Origin of the sequence: Aliarcobacter skirrowii CCUG 10374 (assembly GCF_003544835.1) — a bacterium.
In the GTDB taxonomy this organism is placed as follows: domain Bacteria; phylum Campylobacterota; class Campylobacteria; order Campylobacterales; family Arcobacteraceae; genus Aliarcobacter; species Aliarcobacter skirrowii.
This window is the reverse complement of the sequence record NZ_CP032099.1, coordinates 263291-275989: the sequence shown is the minus strand read 5'-3', so window position 1 is coordinate 275989 and position 12699 is coordinate 263291. Positions and strand designations below refer to the sequence as shown.

Here is a 12699-nt window from a genome sequence, read left to right as displayed (position 1 = left end):
ACTTTAAACATATTTTATTGGAAGATAAAAATCCAAAATAAACTCACCATCTAAACTTAAAAAATGATTCTTCTCATAAATCGTATAAGATGGATTTGTTGTTGTTTCATAACCACTATCTATTAACCAAACATGATAAACCCACTGTATTAATTTTATTACATCTCCATACTTTCCACTTAAACTAAACTTTGCATAAATTCCCTTTGGAATATCCAAAGTTGGAAGGGATAAATCTTTTAACTCTTCATTTTCATCCAAAACTGCAATTGCAATATATTGGCAATCTTCAAGTGGAGTAATAATTGGATTATCATGATGCAAAGCCATTTGTTTATAAGATTTTATATCATTTGTATAAATCCAAGTTTGAAGCTTTGCCCATGTTTTTTTAATAGATTTATCATAACCTTTATGCCTAATATAATATCCTCTCATCTGTGGCATTTTAACAATTGTTGGCTCAATATTTGAGAAATCTAAATCATTGCTAATTGATATTTTCTCAATTATTTTATTTGAATACTCTTTATATCCACCATTTTTCCACTCTTTTGGTGTCATAGAAAACCTTTGTTTAAAGGCTCTTAAAAAAGATGTTTGTGAACTATATCCAGTCATATTTGAAATATTAGTGATTGTTGAAAACTTATTTGTAATTAATAGGTTTGCAGCTTTTTCAAGTCGTATTGACTTAATGCTTTCATAAATATTTTTTCCAAACTCCTCTTTAAAAACTCTATGAAGATGAAACTTACTAATATTTAATTGTAAACTTAAATCATCTATATTTATATTTGTATCAATATATTTATAAATGTAGTTCATTACATCATTTGCAATTTTTGCTCTTTTTTCATAAGTAGATTTTTTCATAAAGTATTATATCAATAAATGTATATGTTTTTAGCAATAATTGATAATTATAAAAGCATTTTTTGTAAAGTATAAATATTTTTATTGATGTAAAATTTTAAAAATATTAATGGTTTCTTTTTAAATTGCAAACCATTTAAAAGGAGATTTTATGAAAAGATCATTTATTAGAGAGATACTTGAAGCTATTGATGAAGAGACTATCTCATTTGCAGGTGGACTTCCAAGTGAAAATCTATTTCCAACGCAAGATTTAAAAGAAGCAACTTTAAAAGCAATAGAAAATCCAAAAGTTTATCAATACACAATAAGTAATGGAATAAATGAATTAAGAGAGCAAATTGCTTTAAGATATACAAATGAAGGATTTGCTACAACAAAAGAGAATATCTTAATTACAACAGGAAGCCAGCAAGCAATGTATATTTTGGCTAAATTTTTTGAAAACAAAGATATTACAATCGAAGAGCCTTCATATTTAGGAGCTATGAATATTTTTAGACTAAATAATTTAAAAATGCAAGGTGTAAAACTTGAAGATGATGGAGTAAACATTGAAGAGTTTGAGAAAAGTTTTAAAAAGACAAAACTTACATACTTAATTCCAGATTTTCAAAATCCAAGTGCTACAACATATAGTAGTGAGAAAAGAGAAGCAGTTTGTAATATAGTAAAAAAATATGATGGAATTTTAATAGAAGATAGCCCATATAGTGAGCTTTATTTTGATAAAAAAAGTAAATATATAAGTGCTAGTTTACCAAATAACTCTTTTCATTTAGGAAGTTTTTCTAAAACTTTAGTTCCAAGTTTACGAATTGGTTGGATACGAGCAGATGAAGAGAAGATAAAATCTCTTCTTATTATAAAAGAGAGTATTGATCTTCACTCTTGTGGGCTTTCACAATATATTTTAGCTGAGTATTTAAAAGATGAAGTAAAATATGAAAAACATCTTCAAGAAATAAGAGATGATTATCAAGCAAAAGCTCAATTTTTCTCAAAAGCTTTAAAAACTATAATGCCTGAATTTAAGCACCAAACACCAAAAGGTGGAATGTTTTTGTATGGTGGATTTGAAGATAAAAAAATTGATACATTTGCACTTGTTCAAGAGTGCTTGAAGAAAAAAGTTGTATATGTTCCAGCAAATCAGTTTTACATAGATAAAGTTCCAAATAGTGAGATAAGATTTAACTACACTCACTCAAGTTTTGAACAGATTGAAAAAGGGCTTAAACTTATAAAAAGTTGTCTATAAAAAATAGACAACTTAAATTTTTCTTCTATTTTTTCTTTTTGTAAATTTATAATACAGATAACTAAAAACAACGATTAAGACTAAAAGAGCAATAATAATTTGATGCAAATACTCTTTTATTAGCTCTTCATTTCCACCTAAGTAATATCCTAAAAATGCTAATATAGCAACCCAAATTCCAGCACCTAAACTTGTAAATAATGAAAATACAAAAAGATTCATTCGAGAGAGTCCTGCTGGTAAAGATATATATTGTCTTACAACTGGAATTAATCTTCCAAAAAATGTTGAGATATGACCATGTTTATTAAAAAACTCTTCCATTTTTAATATTGTATCTTCGCTAATCAAGATATATTTTCCATATCTCATTAAAAATCTTCTTCCGAGCTTTAAAGCAAAATAGTAATTAAATACTCCTCCAGCAAGTGAACCTAAAATCCCAAAGAAAATTACAAAATAGATATTCATCTCACCTTTATAGGCTAAATATCCAGCTGGTATCATTACAACTTCTGATGGAAATGGAAAAAAAGAACTCTCTAAAAACATCATTATGAAAATACCTGCATAACCAAGTTGTCCAACAGTTTCTACAATGAAGTTAATTATTTGTGATAACAAAGTTTTCCTTTTTTAAAAAAGTAAAAAAAATTTGAAGTTTTTAGAGAGTTTATTTTTAGAAGAAATTAAGGCAAAGAGCCTTAATTATTATCTTTTTAGCTCTTTAATTTTTGCAGCTTTACCTTTTAATGCTCTTAAATAGTTAAGTTTAGCTCTTCTTACATCACCTTTTCTTAACACTTCAATAGTTTTTAAAGATTCGCAATATAAAGGGAAGATTCTCTCTACACCAATACTATTTGCTCCAAGTTTTCTAATAGTAAAAGTAGCATCAACACCGTTTCCGCTTCTTCCAATTACTACACCTTCGAAAGTTTGAACTCTTTTTTTCTCACCCTCTTTAATCTCAACACCAAGTCTTAGTGTATCTCCTGCTCTAAATGCTGGAACTTCTTTAGAAGCTATTTGTGCTGCTTCAAAGCTTGCTATATATCTGTTTTTCATCGTTTTTCCTTACTAGGTCTATAATATTTTGTCTTACAAATTGACATCTGGAATTTTAAGTCGCAAATTTTACTATGGTTTCCCTTTAAAAATTCTTTAACGACACTAATATTTTCATAATTTTCTGGTTTTGTAAAAGATGGAGCTTCTAAAAGATTATTTTCATAACTCTCAATTTCAAGCGAAGCCTCATTTCCAAGCACTCCTTGAACATTTCTAGATATTGCATCTGCCATAACTAAAGATGGAAGCTCACCACCTGTTAGGATATACTCTCCAATACTAAAAACCTCATTAGCATATTTTTCAATAACTCTCTCATCAATTCCCTCATATCTTCCACTAACCATTACAATATTTTTTTTCTTTGCAAGTCTTTTTGCATCATTTTGCCTAAAAGGTTTAGCAGCAGCAAGTGGAAAAATAATATAAGCATCTTTATCTTTTCTTTTTATCTCATCTAAACAATCAAAAAGTGGTTGACAAAAAAGAAGCATTCCAGCTCCTCCACCAACCATAGCATCATCAACTTTTTTGTGCTTGTTTGTTGTAAAATCTCTGGGATTATAGAACTCATAGCTTATAAAGTTTGATTCAACTGCTCTATTTAAAATAGAATCTTTTAAATATGGTTCAATCAAATTGGGAAAAAGTGTAACAAAAGTAAACTTCAAAATAAAATTCCAATCAATTTTTTTGTCTGAAATCTTATCATAAATTTTTTTATATATTATTAAGTATAAATAGTATAGATTTCGCATCTAATAATATAAGGAGTAAATTTTTGAAAATTAAAGGCTTTGGAAAAAAATATTTTACATTAGCTTCAATTCAAGCGTATGCAACACAATCAAAATTGCATGCAAAATTTACTGCACTAAAAACTAATATAAATGAAAAATTAAAAATCTCTTCAAATAGTGATGAAGAGGATGAGTTACCCTGTGATATTGAACAGAGTTTATTATCTTGTAGTATAGTAAACTCTAAACCATGTCATTGTGATTGCTTTTTTAAAAGAAAAACAGCACTTGCTGTAAGACTTTTTCAATTTATTCCTAGATGTCCATACTATACAACATATTTTGCATTTAGAAGAACTGGCGTACATCCACCACAATTATCATTTTAATAATCGTTAGAAAATTAATATTAAATCGTTTTTAAGTCCGAAAAAGACAATTTTACCCGATTGGTAAAAATCTATGATTTTTGGTACCAATCGTGTGTAAACTCTTGTCGTAAGAGGATTTAAAATAAGATTTTTATTTTTTCATATTTATCAAGTTTTGTTATCTACATTTTTTGTAGAGAATTAAATATTTTTATTAAAAGGATTAATAATATGTCAAAAAATTATGTAATAGGTTTCCCAAGAATTGGAGAAAAAAGAGAACTAAAAAAGGTTTTAGAAGATTATTGGGCAAAAAAAGTTGATTTTAGTGAAGTTAAATATGTAGCAGAAAATTTGAGAAAAAGACACTGGACTTATCAAAAAGAGGCAAAAATAGATTTTATAGCTTCAAATGATTTTTCACTATATGATAATATGTTAGATAGTTCTATTTTATTAGGAGCAATTCCAAAAAGATTTCAACACCTAAAAGATGAAGAGTTATATTTTGCAATGGCAAGAGGAAATCAAGATTGTGTAGCAATGGAGATGACAAAGTGGTTTAATACAAACTATCACTACATTGTTCCAGAAATTTCTAAAGATACAACATTTAAACTAAACTCTAAAAAAGTTATAGAGGAGTATAAAGAGGCACTTGAGCTTGGAATTAATACAAAAATAAATTTAATTGGTGCAATTACTTATTTAGGATTATCAAAAAGTGTCGATAATAGTGATGCTTTTACACATATTTCTAGTGTTGTAAAAGTTTATAAAGAGCTTCTAGAAGAGATTTCAAAATTAAACAGTGAAGTTGTTGTTCAATTTGATGAACCTTTGTTTGTAAAAGATTTAGAACCAAAAGTTCTATCACTTTTAAAACCAGTTTATGATGAGCTCTCATCTGTTTCAAAAAATATAAAAATCGTTGTAACTACTTACTTTGAACACTCAAATGAAGCTACAAAAATTTTAGTAAACACTCCTATTTGGGCCTTAGGACTAGATTTTATTCATGGAGTTAAAAATTTAGAGAGTTTAGAATTTATTAAAAATTCAAATAAAGTTTTAATTGCTGGAGTTATTGATGGTAGAAACATTTGGAAGAGTAATTTTGAAGATAAATTAAATCTTTTAAACAGAATCTCAAATGTAGTTTCAAAAGATAATATTATAGTTGGAACTTCTTGTTCACTTTTACATGTACCTTTTACATTAAGTTATGAAGATAATTTAGATAAAGAGATTAAATCGTGGTTAGCATTTGCAAATGAAAAATTAAAAGAGTTAAACCTTGTTTCAAAACAGTTTTTTGGCTCAAAACTATCACTTGAAGATATTGCAAATATTGAGAAAAATCGACAAGATAATATTCAAAGAAAAGTATCTACTAAAATTCATAATCAAAAGATTCAAGAAGAGATTAAAAATCTAAAAAAATTTGAAAGAGAAGATAAGTTTGAAGATAGAATAAAAGCTCAAAGAGAGTTTTTTAAATATGATGCATTAACAACTACAACTATTGGATCATTTCCTCAAACTCCAGAAATTAGAGAGAATAGAAAGAATTATAAAGCAAATTTAATTTCAAAAGAAGAGTATGAAACTCAAATAAAAAAATATATTGATGATTGTGTAGCATTTCAAGAAGAAATCGGACTTGATGTTTTAGTTCACGGAGAGCCTGAAAGAAATGATATGGTTGAATATTTTGGACAATTATTGGAAGGTTTTGCATTCACTTCTAATGCTTGGGTTCAATCATATGGAAGTAGATGTGTAAAACCACCTGTTATTTTTGGAGATGTTTCAAGACCAAATGCTATGACAGTTCTTTGGATTAAATATGCTCAAAGTAAAACAAAAAAAGTTATGAAAGGTATGTTAACAGGGCCTGTTACAATTTTAAATTGGTCATTTGTAAGAGATGATATTCCAAGAAATGAAGTAACAAAACAAATTGCACTTTGTATTAATAAAGAAGTAGATGATTTACAAAATGCTGGAATTAAAATGATTCAAGTTGATGAAGCTGCATTTAAAGAGGGTTATCCTTTAAGAGCTGAAAATATAAAAGCTTATGAAAATTGGGCAGTTGAAAACTTCCGTTTAAGTGTAAGTAGCGCAAAAGCTAATACTCAAATTCACACACATATGTGTTATAGTGAATTTAATGATATTATAAAAACTATTGAAGCTATGGATGCTGATGTTATCTCTATTGAAACAGCACGTAGTGGAAATAGACTTTTAAAAATCTTTAAAGATGTAAACTATAAACAAGAAATAGGACCTGGAATTTATGATATTCATAGTCCTAGAGTTCCAAGTGTGCAAGAGATGGTAAATCAAATTAAAGCATTAATTGAAGTTTTACCAAAAGAGCAGTTATGGATAAATCCAGATTGTGGATTAAAAACTCGAAAATGGCCAGAAGTTAAAGAGAGTCTTAAAAATATGGTTGAAGCTGTAAAAATTGTAAAAAATAGCTAAAAATAAAAAATAGAGTCGATTTGACTCTATTTTTATATATATTTTAAATAATACTATCTATGTAAAAACTACTCTTTAATCAAATTTCGTTAGAATTTGCACAAAATTTTAAAAAAAGATGCCAAATGATTACACTAAACGATATAAAAGATGCCAAAAAAAGGCTAGAAAATACAATATCAAAAACACCACTTATGAAAGCTCCAATTTTAAGCAAAGAAAAAAATGCTCAAATATATTTAAAAGAGGATAACCTTCAAATTACTGGAAGCTTTAAATTAAGAGGTGCATTTAACAAAGTTGCAATGCTTGATAGTGCAAAAAGAGAAGCTGGTGTTGTAGCTGCAAGTGCTGGAAATCATGCTCAAGGATTAGCTTTTGCAGCTCAATATTTTGGTTGTGTTGCAACTATTTTTATGCCAGAAGCAACACCTCTTACAAAAGTGATAGGAGTTAAATCTTATGGAGCAAATGTTGTTTTAACAGGTGAGAATTTTGATGAGGCATACGCAAGTGCTATAAAATTTGCAAAAGATAATAACAAAGAGTTTGTTCATCCATTTGCTGATGATGAAGTCATTGCTGGTCAAGGAACTATTGCCTTAGAGATTTTAGAATCAATAGAAAATATTGATCAAATTATTGTACCAATTGGTGGTGGTGGATTGATTTCTGGTATTGCAATTGCAGCAAAAAGTATAAATCCAAATATAAAAATAACAGGAGTTGTTGCAAGCGGTGCAAAAGGAATGAAAGAGTCTTTTGAAGCTAGAATGCCAATTGATTCAAGTAGTGTTAGAACAATTGCTGATGGAATTGCCGTAAGAGATGTAACTCCAAAACTTCTTGATATTATATTGGAATATGTTGATGAGATAATTGAAGTTAGTGATAATGAGACTGCAAATGCAATTTTATTTTTACTTGAAAAACATAAATTGATGGTTGAAGGTGCAGGAGCTGTTAGTGTTGCAGCAATTATGCATGATAAAGTTGATATAGCTGGAAAAAAAGTTTGTGCAGTTGTTAGTGGTGGAAATATTGATGTTACAATGCTTTCACTAATCATTGAAAAAGGTTTAATAAAATCTCATAGAAAAATGAATCTAATCGTTACACTTATGGACAAACCAGGTGCTTTAATGAAACTAACAGAACTATTTACAAAATGTTCTGCAAATATAGTTCAAATTGATTTTGATAGAAACTCTTTAAAATTAGAGTTTGGTGAAGCACATGTAACAATTGCCTTAGAGACAAAAGGAAAAGAGCATCAAGAGCAAATAAGTGAAAAATTGAAACAAGAGGGATTTAGATTTAAACAAATTTAGATTAATTTTTTATATTTATAAAGATTTTAGAAAACAAATATTATAATCCTCGCATAATTTAGTAATTGTAGAAAAGAAAAAAGGAAAAAAATGGAAGGAAGACTGTTTACATTTTTAGGTTCTATCGGTGGACACGACCAAGTGTGGATAATTTTATCTCACTTTGTTTTAGTTATTCTAATTGTATTTGGAGTTTCAAGATTTGCTACTAGAAAACTTCAATTAGTTCCAACTGGTAGTCAAAATGTTATGGAAGCATTTGTTGGTGGTATTGTTGCTATGGGTAGAGACTCTATGGGAGATAAAAATGCAAGAATTTATATGCCACTAATTGGTTCTTTAGCATTAATCATCTTTGTTAGTAATATGATTGGAGTAATCCCAGGATTTGAAGCTCCTACAAGTAACATTAACTTTACAGCTGCTTTGGCTTTAATTGTTTTTGTTTATTACAACTATTTGGGGATTAAGAAAAATGGTTTTGTAAACTATTTTAAACACTTTATGGGACCTATGCCAATATTAGCTCCTTTAATGTTCCCAATTGAGATTATTTCTCACTTCTCAAGAATTGTTTCTCTATCTTTCAGGTTATTTGGTTCTGTAAGAGGAGATGATATGTTCTTAATGGTTCTATTAATGCTTACTCCATGGATAGTGCCAATCTCTGGTTTCTTCCTTTTAACAATAATGGGTGTTTTACAAGCATTTATTTTTAGTATCCTAACTTATGTTTATATAGCTGGATCTATTATGATGGAAGAAGAGCACTAAGATTTTTTCTTAGTCTACAAAAAAGGTAAGATAGTTTCTATCTTACCTTTTTTTATGCAATTAAACCTCTATTAAATCTATACCACTCTCTTTTAAGTATACTAAATAAGCTTTTACATTTTCTGTCTTAAAAATATCACTAATAGCCTTTTTATAATAGTTTACTTGTATTTTATGACTTGATAAAATATCACTCGTAGTTTTATAATCTATAATTGTGTAAAAACCATCTTTATATAATAATAAATCTACTATTTTTAACTCATTTTTGTACATTAAAGATTGTTCGTGAACTTTTAAAGAGTTATTTACTAAGTTCAAAAATTGACTATTTTGTATTAAAAGCTCAACTCTTTTTTCAATAATTTTAAAATCTTCTATAGATAAGTAAGTTAAATATCTACTTTTTGATAGTTGTAATGAGTAATCTAAATCATCTTTTGTAAAATCATTCATCATCTCTAAAGTGTAGTGAGTTGCCAATCCTAAATATTTTGCTTTTAAATAATCATCTCCTAAATTTAAATCCACTTTAATTTTTTGCTCTTGTTTACCAAGAAATAAAGCAGAATACTCTATTTTTTCAACACTTTTATCAACTTTTTTCTCGCTACTTTTTTCTAAAGTTCCATCTTTGTAAGATTTTAAATTTAAAATATCAAATACAGATGATTTTGTTTTCTTAAATACAATTAAATTTGATTTAGCTCTAGTTAATGCTACATATAAAACATTTTTTTCATCATCCAAAGATAGACTTTTCTCTTTTTCTAAAGCCTTTTCATACTCTTTATCAAAACTCTCTAAACCAGCAATTTTATAAAAAACTTTATCTATTTGCATATTTTTATAACTAAATAAAAATGAACTTCTATCATGATTTTTTCTTTTTATTCTATCTAGTAAAATAACAGTTTGAAACTCTAAACCTTTTGATTTAAAGATTGTTAATATTTGTACTCCACTATTTTCACTATTTTCAATACTACTTTCAAGCTTGTCAATTCCATAAATAAATTCAACTATATTTTTGAATTTAGTTGTATCTTGCATTAGTTTTACTACATTATCATCTAACAACTCAAAAGAGTTTGCTAGGAAAAAAATAATCTCTTCAACACTCTTTTCTTTAAATTCAAAATTTGTATCCAAAGAGCTATTAATATTTTTCCCAATAATTGCATTAAAATTCTCTTTGTAAATCTCCTCTTTAAAATAGAGATATTTTATTAAGTTTATTACTGCTTTTACATTTTGTGCATTTATAAGTTTTGAACTCATATCTGTACTTATTTTTATATTTGGTAAAACCTTTTTTAAATAGTAATATAGATTTAAAACATCACTATTTGTATAACATAAAATTGCAATATCACTTTGATTTATTCCACTATCTAAAAGTTCTTCAATCTTTTTTGATATATTTAAAAATTTATCATCAAGTTCTAAACTATCATCTTCAATAACCTCAACAAAGCCACCATCTTTTATACTATTTTGAACTTCATAATCAAAGTTATCCAATTTTGTAAAAACAGAGTTTACAAAATCAACTACAACTTTGTTTGATCTATAGTTTGTATTTAAACTATTTAAAGATATTTGACTATTTTGTTTTAATACATAATCAAAAAGCTCTTTATTTCCACCTCTAAATCTATAAATACTCTGTTTTGGATCTCCAACATAAAAAAATGTCTTAAATTTTTCGCTACTTCCTGAAATTATCTCTTCTATTAGTGGTTTTAATATTTTATATTGCAAAATTGATGTATCTTGAAACTCATCTATTAATATGTGATTATAGCTACTATCGAGTCTAAAATATAAAAAGTCTCTATCTATTTTTGAATTTAAAAGCATATAAACCATATTTGAAATATCGTTAAATTCATAGTAGTTTTTTCTTTTATTAAATTCAAATTTAAACTCTTTAAACTTATTAAAAAGTTTAAAAATTTTACTTAAGCTATAACTAGCTCTTACTTTGTAATATTTAAAGAAAAGCTCTTTTAAATTTAAAAACTCATTATTTATAGTCTCATTTGCACACTTTTTAAAATACGAGTAATCAAATAAACTATCTTTTTGTATCCAAGTTTTTAAAAATAGCTCTTCAAAGTTTGTAAAATCAACTGCCTTTATTGCACTACTACTAGCTTCACTACAATTTAAAAAATGCTCTTTTATTTTAAAAGAGCATTTTAAAATCTCATCTTTTAGTAAATCAATTAAAGAGGCATCAATATCTAAAGTATCAAACTCTTCATTTTTTTCTATTAAGCTTTTAAACAAAGTAAATAAAGAGTTAAATTTTTTACCCTCATATAGTGAAAAATCAACCAAATCTTTAAAACTACTCTCATCTAAAGAGTTTAAAAAGTTATAACCTAAAAGCTCCTCATCATCACTTAAAATCTCAAAATCATCACTAACTCCAGCATAACCACCAAACTCTTTTAAAATCTTATTTACAAATTTATCAATTGTATATATACTTAAACTAGAGTTTGAAAATAGATTTAATAGATTGCTTTTTTTACTTAAAATCTCATCTTCACTCAAGTTTGAAACTCTTGAAATCTCACCTAAATAAGATTTGTCATCTCCTAAAGTTTGCAAAGTATTTAAAACTCTTTGACTCATTTCAGCTGCAGCTTTATTTGTAAAAGTCAAAGTTAAAATCTCATTTGGTTTTGCACCCAATAAAAGTAGTGTAATGTATCGAACAGTTAGTGCAAAAGTTTTTCCACTTCCTGCACTTGCTTTTAATGCTAAATATTTTTCCATAAATAGATTTTACTATAATTCTTTTTTAAAAGCGATTTTAAGATATAATCAAAGCTTTAAAATCTCTAAGGAGTAAAAATTGGCTCAATCAAATCAAAAAGTTCAAACTCTAATTGATGCTATTCCATACTTTAAAAAATTTTATGGAAAAGTTGTTGTAATTAAATATGGTGGAAGTGCACAAACAAGTGATGATTTAAAAGATAAATTTGCACAAGATATTGTTTTATTAACACTTTTAGGAATAAAACCTATTGTTGTTCACGGTGGAGGAGCAAGAATTACAGAGCTTTTAACAAAACTTGAAATTCCATCATCTTTTAAAGATGGATATAGAGTTACTTGTAAAGATAGCATGAGAGTTGTTGAGATGGTTTTAAGTGGAGAGATAAATAAAAATATCTCTTCGCTATTAAACTATCACGGTGCAAAAGCAATTGGAATATCAGGAAAAGATTCAAATCTTATTAGTGCTGTTGCAAAAGATAATGGAGCTTTAGGATACACTGGAGATATAACTTCAGTTAATGGTGAAATGCTTTTTAAACTAATAAATGAGGGGTTTATTCCAGTAATTGCTCCAATAGCAAATAGTGATGAGCCAAATCACCCTGGATATAATATAAATGCCGATGTAGCTGCTTGTAAAATTGCAATGGCAGTTAAAGCTCAAAAAGTAATATTTTTAACAGATACTATTGGTGTTTTAAATAAAAGTGGTGAGCTAATACAAACTTTAGATAAGCAAAGTGTTGAGATATTTAAAAAAGATGGAACAATTGCAGGTGGAATGATTCCAAAGGTTGATTCTTGTATAGAGGCTATTCATAATGGTGTAAATAAAGCACATATTATAGATGGTAGAGTTGAGCACTCAATATTACTTGAACTATTTACAAGTGATGGAATAGGAACACAGTTTATTAGAGTTGATAATCCAAATAATGGCGTAGATATTAAAAAATTGTTAGATAATTAAAAGGAATAGA

Annotated in this window: 11 protein-coding genes; 6 read left to right on the top strand and 5 right to left on the bottom strand. The window is 27.3% G+C overall.

Annotated features, from left to right (window positions below):
* Positions 1-3: 3 nt before the first annotated feature.
* Positions 4-876 (bottom strand): AraC family transcriptional regulator, encoded by an 873-nt coding sequence (locus tag ASKIR_RS01505; RefSeq protein ID WP_066162695.1) that lies wholly within the window; start codon positions 874-876, stop codon positions 4-6.
* A gap of 151 nt (positions 877-1027) precedes the next feature.
* On the opposite strand from ASKIR_RS01505, the gene ASKIR_RS01500 reads away from it, so the two are divergent.
* The gene (locus ASKIR_RS01500) at positions 1028-2137 is read left to right on the top strand and encodes an aminotransferase-like domain-containing protein (RefSeq protein ID WP_066352703.1); all 1110 of its coding nucleotides are present in this window, start codon (positions 1028-1030) and stop codon (positions 2135-2137) included.
* A gap of 12 nt (positions 2138-2149) precedes the next feature.
* Here ASKIR_RS01500 and ASKIR_RS01495 read toward each other — a convergent pair whose 3' ends face one another.
* The 3 genes from ASKIR_RS01495 to trmD form a co-directional block, all read right to left on the bottom strand.
* On the bottom strand, positions 2150-2761 hold the full coding sequence (locus ASKIR_RS01495; RefSeq protein ID WP_066352706.1) for a DedA family protein: 612 nt from the start codon (positions 2759-2761) through the stop codon (positions 2150-2152).
* An 87-nt stretch (positions 2762-2848) separates the two neighbouring features.
* Positions 2849-3205, bottom strand: coding sequence for a 50S ribosomal protein L19 (gene rplS / locus ASKIR_RS01490; protein ID WP_066352708.1), 357 nt, complete (start codon positions 3203-3205; stop codon positions 2849-2851).
* A complete protein-coding gene (trmD, locus tag ASKIR_RS01485; protein ID WP_066352710.1) occupies positions 3202-3879 on the bottom strand; it encodes a tRNA (guanosine(37)-N1)-methyltransferase TrmD in 678 nt (225 codons plus the stop codon). Before trmD ends, rplS begins: the two co-directional genes overlap by 4 nt.
* A 110-nt stretch (positions 3880-3989) precedes the next feature.
* Between trmD and ASKIR_RS01480 the strand changes: the two genes are divergently transcribed.
* The 4 genes from ASKIR_RS01480 (at position 3990) to ASKIR_RS01465 (ending at position 8920) form a co-directional block, all read left to right on the top strand.
* Complete coding sequence (locus tag ASKIR_RS01480; protein ID WP_066352713.1) at positions 3990-4337, top strand: hypothetical protein; 348 nt, start codon at positions 3990-3992, stop codon at positions 4335-4337.
* A 213-nt stretch (positions 4338-4550) separates the two neighbouring features.
* On the top strand, positions 4551-6815 hold the full coding sequence (gene metE / locus ASKIR_RS01475; protein ID WP_066352716.1) for a 5-methyltetrahydropteroyltriglutamate--homocysteine S-methyltransferase: 2265 nt from the start codon (positions 4551-4553) through the stop codon (positions 6813-6815).
* Positions 6816-6940: 125 nt separating this feature from the next.
* The gene (gene ilvA / locus ASKIR_RS01470) at positions 6941-8146 is read left to right on the top strand and encodes a threonine ammonia-lyase (RefSeq protein ID WP_066162713.1); all 1206 of its coding nucleotides are present in this window, start codon (positions 6941-6943) and stop codon (positions 8144-8146) included.
* Positions 8147-8236: 90 nt separating this feature from the next.
* Complete coding sequence (locus ASKIR_RS01465) at positions 8237-8920, top strand: F0F1 ATP synthase subunit A (protein ID WP_066162718.1); 684 nt, start codon at positions 8237-8239, stop codon at positions 8918-8920.
* A 60-nt stretch (positions 8921-8980) separates the two neighbouring features.
* On the opposite strand, the gene ASKIR_RS01460 is transcribed toward ASKIR_RS01465, so the two are convergent.
* Complete coding sequence (locus ASKIR_RS01460; protein ID WP_066352718.1) at positions 8981-11710, bottom strand: RecB-like helicase; 2730 nt, start codon at positions 11708-11710, stop codon at positions 8981-8983.
* Between the two features lie 79 nt (positions 11711-11789).
* Here ASKIR_RS01460 and argB point away from each other — a divergent pair, with 79 nt between their 5' ends.
* Positions 11790-12689, top strand: a complete 900-nt coding sequence (argB, locus tag ASKIR_RS01455) for an acetylglutamate kinase (RefSeq protein ID WP_066352720.1) — start codon at positions 11790-11792, stop codon at positions 12687-12689.
* The last annotated feature ends 10 nt before the right edge of the window (positions 12690-12699 follow it).